The 16,096-nt window shown below is 74.7% G+C and carries 14 protein-coding genes; 4 read left to right on the top strand and 10 right to left on the bottom strand.

Features of this window, described 5'->3' with window-relative positions:
- Window positions 1–43: 43 nt before the first annotated feature.
- From AB0442_RS05630 to AB0442_RS05650, 5 genes are all read right to left on the bottom strand, one after another.
- The gene (locus tag AB0442_RS05630) at window positions 44–2,170 is read right to left on the bottom strand and encodes a 3-hydroxyacyl-CoA dehydrogenase NAD-binding domain-containing protein (protein ID WP_366160795.1); all 2,127 of its coding nucleotides are present in this window, start codon (window positions 2,168–2,170) and stop codon (window positions 44–46) included.
- Window positions 2,171–2,172: 2 nt separating this feature from the next.
- Window positions 2,173–3,390 carry an acetyl-CoA C-acyltransferase gene (locus tag AB0442_RS05635; RefSeq protein ID WP_344625722.1) on the bottom strand — a complete coding sequence of 406 codons (1,218 nt, stop codon included), beginning with the start codon at window positions 3,388–3,390 and terminating at the stop codon, window positions 2,173–2,175.
- Between the two features lie 279 nt (window positions 3,391–3,669).
- Window positions 3,670–4,905 carry a ribonuclease D gene (locus AB0442_RS05640; protein ID WP_366160796.1) on the bottom strand — a complete coding sequence of 412 codons (1,236 nt, stop codon included), beginning with the start codon at window positions 4,903–4,905 and terminating at the stop codon, window positions 3,670–3,672.
- A 245-nt stretch (window positions 4,906–5,150) separates the two neighbouring features.
- Window positions 5,151–5,876 carry a response regulator transcription factor gene (locus AB0442_RS05645; protein ID WP_359981895.1) on the bottom strand — a complete coding sequence of 242 codons (726 nt, stop codon included), beginning with the start codon at window positions 5,874–5,876 and terminating at the stop codon, window positions 5,151–5,153.
- Between the two features lie 364 nt (window positions 5,877–6,240).
- Window positions 6,241–6,891, bottom strand: coding sequence for a DUF3000 domain-containing protein (locus tag AB0442_RS05650; RefSeq protein ID WP_366160797.1), 651 nt, complete (start codon window positions 6,889–6,891; stop codon window positions 6,241–6,243).
- 199 nt (window positions 6,892–7,090) lie between these two features.
- On the opposite strand from AB0442_RS05650, the gene hemE reads away from it, so the two are divergent.
- Complete coding sequence (gene hemE, locus AB0442_RS05655) at window positions 7,091–8,137, top strand: uroporphyrinogen decarboxylase (RefSeq protein WP_366160907.1); 1,047 nt, start codon at window positions 7,091–7,093, stop codon at window positions 8,135–8,137.
- Window positions 8,138–8,176: 39 nt separating this feature from the next.
- On the opposite strand, the gene AB0442_RS05660 is transcribed toward hemE, so the two are convergent.
- Window positions 8,177–9,286: a DUF4349 domain-containing protein gene (locus AB0442_RS05660; RefSeq protein WP_366160799.1), complete on the bottom strand. Its 1,110-nt coding sequence runs from the start codon at window positions 9,284–9,286 to the stop codon at window positions 8,177–8,179.
- A 243-nt stretch (window positions 9,287–9,529) separates the two neighbouring features.
- Between AB0442_RS05660 and hemG the strand changes: the two genes are divergently transcribed.
- Window positions 9,530–10,936: a protoporphyrinogen oxidase gene (gene hemG / locus AB0442_RS05665; RefSeq protein ID WP_366160800.1), complete on the top strand. Its 1,407-nt coding sequence runs from the start codon at window positions 9,530–9,532 to the stop codon at window positions 10,934–10,936.
- Entirely contained in the window at window positions 10,933–11,646 is a 714-nt protein-coding gene (hemQ, locus tag AB0442_RS05670; protein ID WP_366160801.1) for a hydrogen peroxide-dependent heme synthase, read from the top strand. Before hemG ends, hemQ begins: the two co-directional genes overlap by 4 nt.
- Before the next feature lie 42 nt (window positions 11,647–11,688).
- Here the strand turns inward: hemQ and AB0442_RS05675 are convergent, their stop codons facing one another.
- The 4 genes from AB0442_RS05675 to AB0442_RS05690 form a co-directional block, all read right to left on the bottom strand.
- Window positions 11,689–12,459 carry a TIGR04222 domain-containing membrane protein gene (locus AB0442_RS05675; protein WP_366160802.1) on the bottom strand — a complete coding sequence of 257 codons (771 nt, stop codon included), beginning with the start codon at window positions 12,457–12,459 and terminating at the stop codon, window positions 11,689–11,691.
- A 76-nt stretch (window positions 12,460–12,535) separates the two neighbouring features.
- The gene (locus tag AB0442_RS05680) at window positions 12,536–13,555 is read right to left on the bottom strand and encodes a TIGR04222 domain-containing membrane protein (protein WP_366160804.1); all 1,020 of its coding nucleotides are present in this window, start codon (window positions 13,553–13,555) and stop codon (window positions 12,536–12,538) included.
- A 52-nt stretch (window positions 13,556–13,607) separates the two neighbouring features.
- A complete protein-coding gene (locus tag AB0442_RS05685) occupies window positions 13,608–14,114 on the bottom strand; it encodes a hypothetical protein (protein ID WP_366160805.1) in 507 nt (168 codons plus the stop codon).
- Window positions 14,107–14,958 carry a DUF692 domain-containing protein gene (locus AB0442_RS05690; RefSeq protein ID WP_366160806.1) on the bottom strand — a complete coding sequence of 284 codons (852 nt, stop codon included), beginning with the start codon at window positions 14,956–14,958 and terminating at the stop codon, window positions 14,107–14,109. The genes AB0442_RS05685 and AB0442_RS05690 overlap by 8 nt, the downstream gene beginning before the upstream one ends.
- Before the next feature lie 207 nt (window positions 14,959–15,165).
- Between AB0442_RS05690 and AB0442_RS05695 the strand changes: the two genes are divergently transcribed.
- Complete coding sequence (locus tag AB0442_RS05695; protein ID WP_366160808.1) at window positions 15,166–16,077, top strand: GNAT family N-acetyltransferase; 912 nt, start codon at window positions 15,166–15,168, stop codon at window positions 16,075–16,077.
- Window positions 16,078–16,096 lie beyond the last annotated feature (19 nt).

Below are 16,096 nucleotides of genomic sequence, written 5' to 3' on the forward strand. Positions count from 1 at the left end.
AGGCCCCCGCCGGGTGGCGGGGGCCTTCGTGTCGCTACGGGGCTCAGGCCGGGACGGAGGCCACGCCCTGGGCGAGGAAGCGCTTGCCGTTCACGCGCTCCGAGACGCCCTCGCGGTCCAGGTACGGCGTGATGCCGCCCAGGTGGAAGGGCCAGCCGGCGCCGGTGATCATGCACAGGTCGATGTCCTGCGCCTCGCCGACGACGCCCTCGTCCAGCATCAGGCCGATCTCCTGCGCCACGGCCTCCAGGGCGCGGGCGAGGACCTGCTCCTCGGTCAGCACGGTGTCGCCGAAGGTCAGCAGCTCCAGCACCTCGGGGTCGAGGACCTGCTGGCCGTCCTGCCAGACGTAGAAGCCGCGCTTGCCGGCCTTGACGAGCTTGCCGAGGTTCTCGGAGACGGTGAACCGCTCCGGGAAGGCGCCGTGCAGGGTCTCCGACACGTGCAGGGCGATGGCCGGGCCGACCAGCTCCAGCAGCACGATCGGGGACATCGGCAGACCGAGCGGCAGCACGGCCTTCTCGATGGTCTCGATCGGGGTGCCCTCGTCGATGGCGCCCTGGATCGCGTCCATGAAACGGAGCAGGATCCGGTTCACCACGAACGCCGGGGCGTCCTTGGTCAGGACGGCCGTCTTCTTCAGCTTCCGGGCCACGCCGAAGGCGGTGGCCAGCGAGGCGTCGTCGGTCTTCTCCGCGCGGACGATCTCCAGCAGCGGGAGGATCGCGACCGGGTTGAAGAAGTGGAAGCCGACGACCCGCTCCGGGTGCTCCAGCTTGGAGGCCATCTCGGTGACCGACAGCGAGGAGGTGTTGGTCGCCAGGATGGTGGTCGGCGAGACCACGGCCTCCAGCTCGGCGAAGACGTTCTGCTTGACGCCCATCTCCTCGAACACGGCCTCGATGACGAAGTCCGCGTCGCCGAAGGCGACCGCCTTGTCCAGGTGGCCGGAGACCAGGCCCTTGAGCTTGTTGGCCTTGTCGCCGTTGATCCGGCCCTTGGCGAGCAGCTTGTCGACCTCGCCGTGGACGTAGCCCACGCCCTTGTCGATGCGCTCCTGGTCGATGTCGGTCAGCACGACCGGCACCTCCAGGCGGCGGGCGAACAGCAGCGCCAGCTGCGAGGCCATCAGGCCCGCGCCGACGACGCCGACCTTGTTGACCGGGCGGGCCAGCGACTTGTCCGGCGCACCGAAGGGGCGCTTGGCGCGGCGCTGCACCAGGTTGAAGGCGTAGATGCCGCTGCGCAGCTCGCCGCCCATGATCAGGTCGGCCAGCGCCGCGTCCTCGGCGTCGAAGCCGGCCTGCAGGTCCTGGTCCTTGACCTGCTGGATGATGTCGAGCGCCTTGTAGGCGGCCGGCGCGGCGCCGTGCACCTTGGCGTCGGCGACCAGGCGGCCCCAGGCGACGGCGTCGTCCCAGGCCTTGCCGCGGTCGATCTCCTCGCGCTCGACGGCGGTCTCGCCGGTGAGCACGGAGGCCGTCCAGTGCAGCGACTGCTCCAGGAAGTCGGCCGGCTCGAAGATCGCGTCCGCGATGCCGAGCTCGAACACCTCCTGGCCCTTGAGCTGCTTGTTCTGGCTCATCGAGTTCTCGACGATGACCTTGACGGCCTTCGCCGGGCCGATCAGGTTCGGCAGGATCGTGCAGCCGCCCCAGCCCGGGACGAGGCCGAGGAAGACCTCGGGCAGCGAGAACGCCGGGATGCCGGAGCTCACGGTGCGGTAGGTGCAGTGCAGGCCGACCTCGACGCCGCCGCCCATCGCCGCGCCGTTGTAGTAGGCGAAGGAGGGGACGGGCAGCGCGGCGATCCGCTTGAAGACGTCGTGGCCGCCCTTGCCGATAGCCAGCGCGTCGCCGTGCTCCTTGAGCACCTCGACGCCCTTGAGGTCGGCGCCGACCGCGAAGATGAACGGCTTGCCGGTGATCGCCACGGCGGCGATCCCGCCCTCGGCGGCCTCGGCCTCGACCTGGTCCAGCGCCTCGGAGAGCTTCGCGAGCGAGCCCGGGCCGAAGGTGGTCGGCTTGGTGTGGTCGAAGCCGTTGTCCAGGGTGATCAGCGCCAGCTTGCCGGCCTGCTTGGGCAGGTCCAGGTGACGCACGTGCGCGGTGGTGACGACCTCGCCGGGGAACAGCTCGGCGGCGCGCTTCAGCAGCTCGGTGGTGCTCACGGTCACTTGTTCCCCTCGAAGTGCGGGTTCTCCCAGATGACCGTGCCGCCCATGCCGAAGCCGATGCACATGGTGGTCAGGCCGTAGCGGATGTCGGGGCGCTGCTCGAAGCGGCGCGCCAGCTGGGTCATCAGGCGGACGCCGGTGGAGGCCAGCGGGTGGCCGTAGGCGATCGCGCCGCCGTACGGGTTGACGCGCTCGTCGTCGTCGGCGATGCCGTAGTGGTCGAGCAGCGAGAGGACCTGGACGGCGAAGGCCTCGTTGATCTCGAAGGCGCCGATGTCGTCGATGGTCAGACCGGCCTTGGCCAGCGCCTTCTGCGTCGCCGGGACGGGGCCGATGCCCATGACCTCGGGCTCCACGCCGGCGTAGGCGAAGGAGACCAGGCGCATCTTGATCGGCAGGCCGAGCTCCTCGGCGACGTCCTCGGCGGCCAGCAGCGAGGCGGTGGCGCCGTCGTTCAGACCGGCCGCGTTGCCCGCGGTGATGTTGCCGTGCGGGCGGAACGGGGTCTTGAGGTTCGCCAGCGACTCCATGGTGGTGCCGGGGCGCATCGGCTCGTCCGTCGTCGCCAGGCCCCAGCCGGTCTCGCCGACCTCGGGGTTGGTGTTGCGGATCGCGATCGGCACCAGGTCCGGCTGGATGTCGCCGTTGGCGTACGCCTTGGCGGCCTTCTCCTGGGAGCGCACGGCGTAGGCGTCGCAGCGCTCCTTGGTGATGTGCGGCAGGCGGTCGTGCAGGTTCTCCGCGGTCATGCCCATGAACAGGGCGGACTCGTCGACCAGCTTCTCCGACACGAAGCGCGGGTTCGGGTCCACGCCCTCGCCCATCGGGTGGCGGCCCATGTGCTCGACGCCGCCGGCGACGGCGATGTCGTACGCGCCGAAGGCGATGCCGCCCGCGGTGGTGGTGACGGCGGTCATCGCACCGGCGCACATGCGGTCGATCGCGTAGCCCGGGACGGACTGCGGCAGACCGGCGAGCAGGCCCGCGGTGCGGCCGATGGTCAGGCCCTGGTCGCCGATCTGCGTGGTCGCGGCGACGGCGACCTCGTCGATGCGCTCGACGGGCAGGTTCGGGTTGCGGCGCACCAGCTCACGGATGCACTTGACGACCAGGTCGTCCGCGCGGGTCTCGTGGTAGATGCCCTTCGGGCCGGCCTTGCCGAACGGGGTGCGGACGCCGTCGACGAAGACGACGTCCCTCGCGGTACGAGGCACGGGGGCTCTCCTCCCAGGGGACATGACGTTAAGCGCAGTCCGCACGGCTCACGGGTGGAGCGGCGCTGCTTCAGAGCCATGCTACCCGCCGGTAACTAACTTGCCCAGGGGCCACACCCCCCGGACGGGGTGTGTCGCCCGACACGTCGGTGGACCGGCGAGGGCGGGAAACCGGAAGGGGCGCGGGAAACTGCGCGGGACGGAAGGTGCGCACCGCTGCCGTCCGTCCCGCGCGGTTCCCCGCGCCCCTGTGGGTTGCCCCTGATCCCGGGCTGCGCCCTAGCTCGCGGCCTGGTCGAAGGCGGTCGCGAGGGCCGGGGCGACCAGGTCGGTCTGCCACTGGCGGGCGCCGAGCCGGCGCAGCGAGGCGGCGATGTTGTCGGCGTCGGACACCGCCGGAGGCTCCCAGCAGACCCGCCGCACGAGGTCCGGCGTGATCAGGTTCTCCGCCGGCAGGTGCTTCTCCTCGGCCAGCGCCGTCACCGCGGCCCGCGCCGCACTGAGCCGTGCCGCCGCCACCGGGTCCTTGTCGGCCCACGCCCGCGGCGGCGGCGGCCCGTCGTGCGGTGCCGTGGCGGCCGGCAGCTGCGACTCGGGCAGTTCGCGGGCCCGCTGCAGCGCGGCGAGCCACTGCTCGACCTGGCGGCGGTTCACCCGGGGGCCGAAGCCCTGGACGGCGACCAGGCCGGCGGCGTTGGTGGGCATGGCGAGGGCGGCGTTGACGATGGCGGCGTCGGGCAGCACCCGGCCGGGGGAGACGTCCCGCTCGCGGGCCATCCGGTCGCGGGTCTGCCAGAGCTCGCGGACGGCGGCGAGCTGGCGCCGCCGCCGGACCTTGTGCAGCTGGGAGGTGCGCCGCCAGGGGTCGACCCGGGGGGAGGGCAGCGGTGCCGCGGCGAGCGCCGCGAACTCCTGCAGCGCCCAGTCGAGCTTGCCCTGGGCGTCCAGCTCCTGCTCGAGTGCGTCGCGCAGCTCGACCAGCACCTCGACGTCCAGAGCGGCGTAGCGCAGCCAGGGCTCGGGCAGCGGGCGGGTGGACCAGTCGACGGCCGAGTGCTCCTTGGCCAGGGAGAGGCCGAGGACGTTCTCGGTCATCGGGCCGAGGCCCACCCGGGGGAAGCCGGCGAGCCGCCCGGCCAGCTCGGTGTCGAACAGCGTCCGCGGGCGCATGCCGACCTCGCCGAGGCAGGGCAGGTCCTGGGTGGCGGCGTGCACCACCCATTCGGCGTCGGCGAGGGCCGTGCCGAGGGCGTGCAGGTCCGGGCAGGCGATCGGGTCGATCAGCGCGGTGCCCGCGCCGTCCCGGCGGAGCTGGATGAGGTAGGCCCGCTGGCCGTAGCGGTAGCCGGAGGCTCGCTCGGCGTCGACGGCGACCGGGCCCCGCCCGGCGGCGAAGGCCGCGACCGTGGCGGCGAGCGCCTGCTCGTCGGCGACGACGGGTGGCAGCCCCTCCCGCGGTTCGAGGAGCGGGACCGGGGCTGTCTCTTCTGGGATGGCTGCTACGGCGTCGGTCACCCCCCAAGGGTACGACGGCGTACGGGGCCGGGAGTGTTGTCGGACTGGTCAGACTGCGTTCGGACATATGCCCCCGGCCCGTGGCCGGTCGGCCACCGGTGCCCGGACGGGTGGGCCGACCTGGTCCGGACCGGCCGATCACCGGTCTTCGGACCGGGCGGAGGCCCGGAGGAAACGTTCCTCCGGGCCTCCGCCGGACGGTTGCGCCGGAGCCGGCCCGCGCGGGGGCCGGGCCGGTCCGGTCGTCAGTGGATGATGCCGGTGCGCAGCGCGACCGCGACCATGCCGGCCCGGTCGCCGGTGCCCAGCTTGCGGGCGATCCGCGCGAGGTGGCTCTTGACGGTCAGTGCGGACAGGCCCATCGCCACGCCGATCGCCTTGTTGGACTGGCCCTCCGCCACCAGCCTCAGCACCTCGACCTCGCGGCCCGAAAGCTCCCGGTACGCGGTGGGCTGCGCACCGGGGGCGCCCGGCGCACCGGGGGCTCCGGGCGTGCCCGCCGCTCCGGGGGCGCCGGGGACTCCCGGCATGCCGGGACGGCGCATCCGGCCCGCCAGGTGGGCGGCGCCGAGCGGCAGGCCGGGCCGGCCGGGCATGGCGAGGTTGGTGCGGGTTCCGGTGACCACGTAGCCCTTGACGCCGCCGGCGAGCGCGGAGCGGACGGCCCCGATGTCGTCGGCCGCGGAGAGCGCGAGGCCGTTGGGCCAGCCCGCGGCGCGGGTCTCGGCCAGGATGGTCAGCCCGGAGCCGTCCGGGAGGTGCACGTCGGCGATGCAGATGTCGCGTGGGGTGGCGACCCGCGGACGGGCCTCGGCGATCGAGGAGACCTCGATCACGTCGCGCACACCCAGGGCCCACAGGTGCCGGGTGACGGTGTTTCGGACGCGCGGGTCGGCGATGACCACCATGGCGGTGGGCTTCGTCGGACGGTACGCGACCACGTTTGCGGGGTGCTCGAGAAGGACCGACACCAGGCCTCCTGTGGGGAGTGGCGGACGGAACCCCGATGGGGGCGGTCGGAGTGTTCCGCGTTCGGAAAGGGTCACTGACACCTTCGGCATCATCCGTGCCCGGCTTTAGCGAAAGATCACGATCTAGTGAGTAACAATACGGACAAATCGCGCAGGTGACTGATACGACATGCCCTGGAATCGCACGGATTCGATCGCAACCGGATCGAAATGATCAATTTCAACCGGGTAATTGACACAGACCGGGACGGAAGTCACACTCCATCAGCCCTGGGGGTGGCACTGCGCCGGACCGCCCGGGGCGTCCCCCGGAAGGGCAGCGGCCCGGGCCCGGCGGGGCCCGGTGCGGGGCCCGCCGCGGAGCTCAGTGCGGGCGCGGCCGGCGTCGGGCGGGCATCGGCACCACGCCGCCGAGTGACGGGGCGTCCGGCAGCGGCATCGGCGCCCCCGCGGTCGGCGGCAGGCCGGCGCAGATGCACAGCAGGTCGCCCCAGGCCGCCAGGTGGCGCTCGAACCGCTTGTCGGCCGGCGTCCAGGACGCCCGAACCTCGATCTCGGTCGACGCCGGGCGTTCGGCCAGCGCGCCGAAGTAGTGCGAGGCGCAGCGGGTCACCGTGCCGCCCGGCTCCCCGTAGCCGGCGCCGTGCGCCTGCAGCGCGTCCATCAGCCAGGCCCAGCCGACCTCGCCGAGCATCGGGTCGCCGGCGATCTCCGGCTCCAGCTCGGCACGGGTCATGGTGACGACCCGGAAGTCGCCGTTCCAGGCGGACTGCCCGGCGGGGTCGTGCAACAGCACCAGCCGGCCGTCCGCGAGCTCGTCGCCGTCCACCTCGACCGTGGCGGTCACCGCCCACGCGAACGGTGCCAGCCGTCGGGGCGCCGGCGCGGGGGAGAGCTGCACCTCGGGCCGGAGCCGGGCGCCCGCGAGCGCCTCGACCGCACGGCGGAACTCGATCGGCGCCGCCTCCTCGTCCGTTCCGCCACCTTGTGCGGGGTGTCCGCCGACCGCTGCCATGGAGGGAAGCCTAGGTCGCCCGCGGCCCCAATCCGAGCAACTTCCCGCGGTGCGGCGCGCCGTAGCGCCACAGGTCGGACATCTCGGACGAACCTACGAGGCGCCCGGGGCCGCCGCGCGCACGGCGCGTGCGAAGATTTGACCCGTGAGCGAGACACCCGCGGCGAGCCCCGCAGCCCAGACCGACCCGCAGTCCACCGTGCGCCGCGGCGCCGCGTACGACTCCGTCTTCCTGCGCGCCGCCCGCCGCGAGCCGGTGCCGCACACCCCCGTCTGGTTCATGCGGCAGGCCGGCCGCTCGCTGCCGGAGTACCTGAAGGTGCGCGAGGGCATCCCGATGCTCGACTCCTGCATGCGGCCCGAGCTGGTCAAGGAGATCACGCTGCAGCCGGTCCGCCGGCACGGGGTGGACGCGGCGATCTTCTTCAGCGACATCGTGGTGCCGCTCAAGGCCGTCGGCATCGACGTGGACATCAAGCCCGGCGTCGGCCCGGTGATCGCCGACCCGATCCGCACGGTCGAGGACCTGCAGCGGCTGCGCCCGCTGGAGCCGGACGACATGCCCTACATCACCGAGGCCGTCGGCCTGCTCGTCGACGAGCTCGGCACCACCCCGCTGATCGGCTTCGCCGGCGCCCCCTTCACGCTGGCCAGCTACCTGGTCGAGGGCGGCCCGTCGAAGAGCCACGAGAAGACCAAGGCCATGATGTACGGCGCGCCCGAGCTCTGGGCGGGCCTGGTCGACCGGCTGGCCGCGATCACCTCCGCCTTCCTGAAGATCCAGATCGAGGCCGGCGCCTCCGCCGTGCAGCTCTTCGACTCCTGGGTCGGCGCACTCGCCCCGGACGACTACCGCCGCTCGGTGATGCCCGCCAGCACCCAGGTCTTCGAGGCGGTCGCCGACTACGGCGTGCCGCGGATCCACTTCGGCGTCGGCACCGGCGAACTGCTCGGACTGATGGGCCAGGCCGGCGCGGACGTGGTCGGCGTCGACTGGCGGGTGCCGCTGAACGTCGCCGCCGACCGGGTCGGCCCGGACAAGGGCCTGCAGGGCAACCTCGACCCGGCCGTGCTCTACGCCCCCACCCACGTCGTCGAGACCAAGGCCCGCGAGGTGCTGCACGCCGCCGCCGCGCTCGGCGACAGCGGCCACATCTTCAACCTCGGACACGGCGTCATGCCGACCATGGACCCGGACGCGCTGACCCGCCTGGTCGCCTTCGTGCACGAGGCCAGCGCCCGCTGACCGGACGGGCGGGGCCGGTCTCCCGGCCCCGCCGTCCCGTCACCCCCCGTCCGCCTGCTGCGGACCGGCCGACGGCTCCGGATCGGACGGCGGCTTCGGTTCGGCCGCCGCGGCCTGCGGCTGCGCGGGTGCCCGGACGGGCGCACCGGCCTGCTGCGGCACTCCCCAGACCGGCACCGGCGGCGCCGGCCGCGCGGGCCGGGACGCCGCCCGCCGCTTCAGACCGCGCCGCAGCAGCCAGGCCGCCGGGGCCAGCACCGCCAGGAACGGCGCCAGCGCGGCCAGCGCCACCAGCAGCCCGCGCACCAGCAGCAGCAGGGCGTGCCAGCCGCCCGCGAACGCGTGCCCGACCGCCGACCACAGCCCCCGCTCCGGCTTCTCCTCCGCCACCGGCACATCGGCGGCCCGGCGCAGCTCGACCGTGATCGTGGAGAGCGAGGTCTGCGAACCCAGCTCCTGCAGGCGCTGCTTCAGCGACTCCAGGTCCGCCTCCCGGCGGGTCAGCTCGCTCTCCAGCGACACCACCTCGGAGAGCGACTTCGCGTCCGCGAGCAGCGCCCGCACCCGGTCCACCGACGCCTGCTGGGTCTTCAGCCGGCTCTCGGTGTCCACCACCTGCTCGGTGAGGTCGTCCGCGTCGCTGCTGCGGGAGGCCACCGTACCGAGGCCGGCCAGCCGGTCCATCGCCTGCTGGTAGCGGGCCGAGGGCACCCGCAGCACCAGCCGCCCGGCCTCCGCGCCGCCGCTGTCGGAGAGCGACTCGCTGCCGACGTAGCCGCCGGTGTCCGTGGCCGTCCGGCGGACCGCCTCCGCCGTGCCGCCCTTGTCGTCGGCCTTCAACTGCAGCACCAGGCGGCCGGAGTAGGCGATGTAGCGGTGGTCGGCGGCGTTCTGGGCCGGGGTGCCGGACGGGTTGCCGGTGCCCGCCGCGGTCGGCTGCCCGGCCGGCCGGTCCGCCGCCCCCGCCCCGGCCGCGCCCCCGCCCGCGGTCGGCTCGGCCTTCGGCGCCGCCGCCCGGGCGGGTGCCGCGGCGTCCGAGGAGGAGCGGCCGCCGCCCTCCGCGCCGCAGCCGCTCAGCAGCAGCACCGCCGCCAGTGCGGTGCCCGCCAGCACCCGTCTGCCCGTGCGCCCCGTGTCCGTGCGCCCCATGTCCGTCCTCCCCTGTCCCTCCGCGCGGCCTTCCGCGCAGGTCGCACCATTGGACGTGCCCGCGGCCCGTCCGGACCCGTCCCGGCGGTCCCGAACGGGTCACGGTCCGGCCTCGCCCCGGTGTACACCGCCCGTGCGGGGAAGCGGAGTTGACGGTCCGCCGACAGTCCGGCCGGGACGGGGCGGCCAAGCCCTAGCAGGGCACCCCGGGCCCGGGGGTTAAGGAGTGCGAGACTGCAGGACATGGCAGAACCTCATGTCGTGGTGATCGGCGGCGGCATCGCCGGACTCGCCGCAGCGGTGTTCCTGACCGACGGCCCGCACCGGGTCACCGTGCTGGAGGCGTCCGAGCGCTTCGGCGGCAAGCTGATGGCGGGCGAGGTCGGCGGCGTCCGGGTCGACCTCGGCGCCGAGTCGATGCTCGCCCGCCGCCCCGAAGCGGTGGAGCTGGCCCGCGCCGTCGGCCTCGCCGACGAACTGGAGCCGCCCACCGGCGCCAAGGCCGCCATCTGGACCCGCGGCGCCCTGCGCCCGCTGCCCGGCGGCCAGCTGATGGGCGTGCCCGGCGACCTCGACGCGCTGGCCGCCACCGAGGTCCTCTCCGCCGACGGCCTGGACCGTGCCCGCCACGAGCGCCCGACCAGCGTCGGCGAGGACGTCGCGATCGGCGCCTACGTCTCCGCCCGGCTCGGCCGCGAGGTCGTGGACCGGCTCGTCGAACCGCTGCTCGGCGGCGTCTACGCCGGCCACGCCGACGAGATCTCGCTGCGCGCCGCCGTCCCGCAACTGCTCCCGCTCGCCCGGAGCGGCGGCCCGCTCGTCGACGGCGTGCACGAGCTCGTCGGCCGGGCCCGCCCCGACGCCGGCCCGGTCTTCCAGGGCATCCGCGGCGGCCTCGGCACCCTGCCGGAGGCCGCCGCGGCCCACCTGCGCCGTGCCGGCGCCGACCTGCGCACCGCGAGCCCCGTCGACGCACTGCGCCGCACCCCCGAGGGCTGGCGGGTGGCCGTCGGCGGCGAGGTGCTGCACGCCGACGCCGTGGTGCTGGCCGTGCCCGCCCCGCAGGCGGCCGCGCTGCTGCGCCCCGACGTCCCCGCCGCCGCGGCCGAGCTGGACGCCGTCGAGTACGCCGGGATGGCCCTGGTCACCATGGCCTTCGAACGCACCGACGTGGCCGCCCTCCCGTACGGCAGCGGCTTCCTGGTCCCGCCCGTGGACGGCCGGGCGATCAAGGCCTCGACCTTCTCCTCCTACAAGTGGGGCTGGCTGGACCGCGCCGCCCCCGGGGCCTTCCTGCTGCGGACCTCGCTCGGCCGGCACCGCGAGGAGGCCGCCCTCGACCTGCCGGACGAGGAGCTCGTCGCCCGCTCGCTGGCCGACCTGGAACGGGCGACCGGGCTGCGCGCCGCGCCGTTCGCCACCGCGGTCACCCGCTGGCGGGCCGGCCTGCCGCAGTACCCGGTGGGCCACCTGGACCGGACGGCCCGGGTCCGCCGGCTGGTCGCGCAGGCCGGCCGGCTGGCGGTCTGCGGCGCCGCCTACGACGGCGTGGGCATCCCTGCCTGCATCGGCAGCGCCCGCCGCGCCGTCAACGACTTGTTGACCCCGGCGGACGGCGCCGGGGCCCCGGAAGGGACAATGAGGACATGACTGAGAGCACTGAACAGCAGCCCGTGAAGAAGAAGGCCCGCGACCTCAACCAGGTCATCCGCTACACCATGTGGTCGGTGTTCAAGCTCAAGGGTGAGCTGCCCGAGGACCGTGCCGCCCTGGCCGCCGAGGTGGACGAGCTCTTCGCCCAGCTCGCCGCCAAGGACGTCACCGTGCGCGGCACCTACGACGTGTCCGGCCTGCGCGCCGACGCGGACGTCATGGTCTGGTGGCACGCCGAGGACTCGGACGACCTGCAGGAGGCGTACAACCGCTTCCGCCGTACCGCCGTCGGCCGCGTGCTGGAGCCGGTCTGGTCGAACATGGCGCTGCACCGCCCGGCCGAGTTCAACAAGTCGCACATCCCGGCGTTCCTCGCCGACGAGCGCGCCCGCGACTACGTCTGCGTGTACCCGTTCGTCCGCTCCTACGAGTGGTACCTGCTGCCCGACGAGGAGCGTCGCGCCATGCTCGCCGAGCACGGCATGATGGCCCGCGGCTACCCGGACGTCCGGGCCAACACGGTCGCCTCCTTCGCCCTCGGCGACTACGAGTGGCTGCTCGCCTTCGAGGCCGACGAGCTGCACCGGATCGTCGACCTGATGCGCGACCTGCGCCCGTCCCGGGCCCGGCTGCACGTCCGCGAGGAGGTGCCGTTCTTCACCGGCCGCCGCAAGCCGGTCGCCGAGCTCCTCGCCGGCCTGGTCTGAGCGGGCTCCCTCCCGGGCTGCCCTGCGGGCGGTGCGGCGGACTCAGGTCCGCAGCGCCGCCCGCAGCCGTTCGTCGGTCAGCGCGGCCGGGCCGACCATCGCCACCGCGGTGAGCAGCGCCTGCTCCGGGTCGCGGGTGTGACCGAGCTGCCGGGGCACCCGCGCGGTGCGCAGCACCTCCAGGCCGGCGGGCGCGGCGAACCGGGTGTAGGTGTGCACGTCCACCCGGGCCATCAGCAGGGTGCCGCAGGTGAGGATCAGCGGCAGCGAGAACCAGGCGATCGCCGCACCGGCGTCCCCGCTGCCGGGGGCGGCGAGGGCGAGCGAGGCGGCCAGCAGCAGGACGCACAGCAGCAGCGCCATCCGGACCTGCCGCACCGCCCGCGAGGTGTCCCGGCGGACGGTCTCCGGCGTCGCCAGCCCGGCCCGGGCGAGGCGGTCACCGATCTCCCGTACGGTCGGGTGCGCCGCCAGCGAGGCCCGCAGGGGCCCCGTCCGGCACTGGCCCTCGGGGCCGATCTGCTCGATCAGCGCCCGCTCCAGCCGGCTGCGGCCGCGCGGGTCGACCACGGTCGTCCAGCCGGTGTGCGCGAGGTGCAGCCGGCCGCGGCCGGCCATCAGCACCAGCGCCAGCTCCACCACCCGGCCCGGTCCACCGGCCAGGTAGGCGGTCTCGTACAGGCCGATCCCCACCGCCTCGGGCGGCCGGGGGCCGAAGCCGTCGAGCAGGTCGGCCCTGGTCGCGACCCGGACCAGCTGCAGGCAGGAGAACGCGGCAGCCGCGCAGGCCGGGATCAGGAGGAGCACCCACATGGGCTTGTTCTAGTCCCGGCAGGGGCGGGCGGGGAACACATGCCCCGCCCGCGATACGAAACTGTGACAAGCCGGGTCAGGAGCTGCCGCACCCGCCGCCGCAGCTGGAGCCGCAGGAGCTCCCCGACGAGCAGGAGCTGCCCGAGGACCCGCACGAGCTCCCGGACGAACCGCAGCCCGACGAGGAGCCGCAGCTCGACGACGAGGACCCGCAGCTGGACGAGCCGCAGCTCGACGAGGAACCGCTGTCCGAGCCGGAGCCGCACCAGGTCGCGGTGGAGCAGGACGAGGACGACGAGGCCGAGGACGAGGAGGCCAGCTGCCGGGCGGTCAGCGCCGCCCGCATCTCCTCGTCCAGCTCGTCGGTGCCCTCCAGGGCGAGCGCGCCGAGCACCGTCAGCGCGGCGACGGGCGCCACCACGTCGTACGGGCGCCAGGCGCCGCCCTCCTTCATCATCGACAGCTGGCGGCGGCCCGCCGGGGTGACCCGGCCCCGGTCCGGCCTGGTCGCCACCAGGTGGACCACGCCGGCCACCAGCAGCACCGCGAACGGGAAGACCGGCGGCGGGCCGGTGTACCGGCCGTTGAAGGTGCGGTCCGTCCAGTCGACCATCGCGAACACGCCGAGCACCACCGTCGCCAGCAGCGCCAGGCCCATCACCCGGCGGGCCCGCACCACCGCGCGGTGCCGGTCCGGCCGGCGCATCAGGCCGCGGTCGGCCAGCCGGTCGCCGATCTCCTGCACGGCGGCGCTGCGCGCCACCCGGCGGCGCAGCACGTCGGCGTCCTGCTGCCGGCCGGGGCCGGCCGCGTCGATCAGCGCCGCCTCGACGGCGTCCCGCGGCGCCGGGTCGGTGACGGTGACCAGGCCGGACCGCGCCACGATCACCCGGCCCTCCTGCTGCATCCGCACCAGGGCGGTGACCGCGACCCGGGTCGGGCCGCCGGCCAGGAAGGCCGTCTCCATCAGTTCCAGGCCGCGCCCGGACAGGCCCTGCGGACGGGGCACCCGGCGCAGCCGCGCCCGGGTGACGCCCACTGCCGTCCCGGTGGCCAGCACCAGGACGAGGGCCACGGTGAACTCCGTGCTCCACATCGTTGTCTCCCCCGTGGGTCGAACGGATCCGGCGGACCCGGTGGTGCCGTGCTCAGCCCCGGGACGGGGCCGGCCGGCCGTGGGTGGCCGCGCCGCCGCGGCGGCGCAGGCGGTCGTGCACCGCGCGGGCCAGCACGGCCAGGGCCGCCCGCAGCGGGCCCGGGGCGTGCGCGTCGGCCGCGGGCCGCAGCCAGTGCTCCAGTTCGTCCCGCCAGGCGGCGGCCGGTTCCGCGGCCAGCGCCCAGGCGGCGAACTCCCGTGCGTCGGCCCGGTACCCGCCGCGCTGCGGGCCCTGCCGGGCGTACCGCTCGAACAGCGGGCGCCAGTCGCCGCCGAGGATCCGGGCCGGCTCGGGCACCACCCGTGCGGTGGTGTCCCGCCGTTTGGCGAGCAGCCCGCGGGCCTGGGTGGCGACCTGGGCCGGGTCGAAGCCCTCCGGCACCGGGCCGCCCGCGACCAGCGCGGCCATCAGCCCGGTCTGCCGCTCGGCGAGCCGCGCCCGCGCCACGGCCAGCTCGGCGTCGTCCCCGCGCAGCAGGTACTCGTCGGACTCAGCCACCGTGCCGCACCCCCTCGGCGAGCGGGGCCCGCTCCAGGACGGCCCGGATCGCGTCGAGTTCACCGGCCAGCTCGGCCGGCGGCGGGAAGGCGTCGTCGCGCTCCAGCAGCACACCGGGCGGCACCGCACGCCCGCACAGTTCGGCGAGCACCTCCAGCACCGGCTCGGTGACCGGGTGGGCGTGGGTGTCGTGCCAGACGCCGTCCCGCTCCACCCCGCCGGCGACGTGCACGTAGGCGAGGGCCTCCAGCGGCAGCCGGGCCAGTTCGGCGGTGACGTCCAGACCCAGGTTGACCCGGTTGGTGTGCAGGTTGGCGACGTCCACCAGCAGCCGCACGCCCGTCCGCTCCACCAGCTCGGCGAGGAACTCGCCCTCGGTCAGCTCGTCGTCCGGCCAGCGCAGGTGGGCCGCGATGTTCTCCAGGGCCAGCGGCACCGGCAACTGCTCCTGCGCGATCCGGACGTTCTCCGCGACCACCCGCAGCGCGTCCCGCGACCGCGGCACCGGCAACAGGTGGCCGGACTCCATCCCGCCCGCCCGGACGAACGCCAGGTGCTCGGTGACCAGCGGCGCACCGAGCGCCTCGGCCACCTCGGCCAGCCGCTCCAGCCGGTGCGCGGCCGGCGGTTCGGCGCCCCCGAGGCCCAGCGACACCCCGTGCGGGACGACCGTGACGCCGCGCTCCCGCAGCACCTCCAGCGAAGGCGGCAGGTGACCGGCGCAGACGTTCTCCGCGACCACCTCCACCCAGTCCACGCCGGGCAGCCGCTCGACCGCGGTGTCGATCTCCGCCCGCCAGCCGATCCCCACCCCCAGCCGGGGCGGCTCCGTCGAGTGCGCCATGCGCGCTCCCCCCTCTCCTGCGTCCGATGCTGCCCGTGTCCGCTGCTGAGGGTGTACCGGCCGGACACGGCTGCCAACCACCGGCAGCCGAACTCAGAGCTGAACTTGAGCTTTCTCCGCGGTGCCACCCGATTCGCGGGCAACTCCCGTCCTGGAGGCCGATATTCGAGGGCGCGGAAGCGGCCGAGTCGTTAACGTGACGTGTCTATGACGCTCACGATCCGCGCCTTCCGGCCCGACGATGCGACAGCGGCCTGCGCCGCCCTGCGCGCCGGCCGCCCGTATCTTGTCACCACCCCCGAGACGGTCGCCTGGCAGGTCGCCGCCCAGCCCCACCTGCGGATGCTGCTCGCCGAGGCGGACGGGCGGATCGTCGCCACCGCCCGGTTCGGCGCCTACCCGGACACCGAGGAACCCGGCCACGGCTTCGCCGCCGTCCACGTCGTCCCCGGAGAGCGCGGGCAGGGCACCGGTACCGCCCTGCTCACCGCCACCGAGGAGGCGCTCGCCGCCGAAGGCGTCCGGCACGCGCACTGCTGGGTGGACGACGAACCGGCGGCGCACGGCTTCGCCGCCGCCCGCGGCTACACCCGCGGCCGGGTCGCCTACTTCGCCGGACGCGACCTCACCGCCCCGCTGCCGCCCCTGCCGGCCCGCCCGCCCGGCGTCGAACTGCGCACCGCCGCCGAGTACGCGGACGACCCGCACCCCCTCTACCTGGTCGACGTCGAGGGCACCCGGGACGAACCCGGCGACGTCGACCTCGCCGACCAGGGCTACGCCTCCTGGCTGGCCGAGATCTGGCACCGGCCCGACCTCGACCGCGAGCTCACCACCGTGGTGCTCGCCGACGGCCGGCCGGTGGGCTTCTCCGCCGCACAGACCGACGGCGAGGGCCGCTACTGGTCGTCCTTCACCACCACCGTCCGGGCCCACCGCGGCCGCGGCCTCGCCAAACTCGCCAAGGCCGACTCCCTGCACCGGGCCCGCGCGGCCGGCATCACCGCCGCCTTCACCCACAACGACGGCGGCAACGCCCCGATGCTGGCGGTCAACGACTGGCTCGGGTACGAGCGCTGCGCCGCCGAATGGAAGTACAGCCGCGAACTCACCGCGTGATCGGGAAGCAGCGCCCCTG

Source organism: Kitasatospora sp. NPDC085895 (genome assembly GCF_040702125.1).
Classification (GTDB): domain Bacteria; phylum Actinomycetota; class Actinomycetes; order Streptomycetales; family Streptomycetaceae; genus Kitasatospora; species Kitasatospora arboriphila.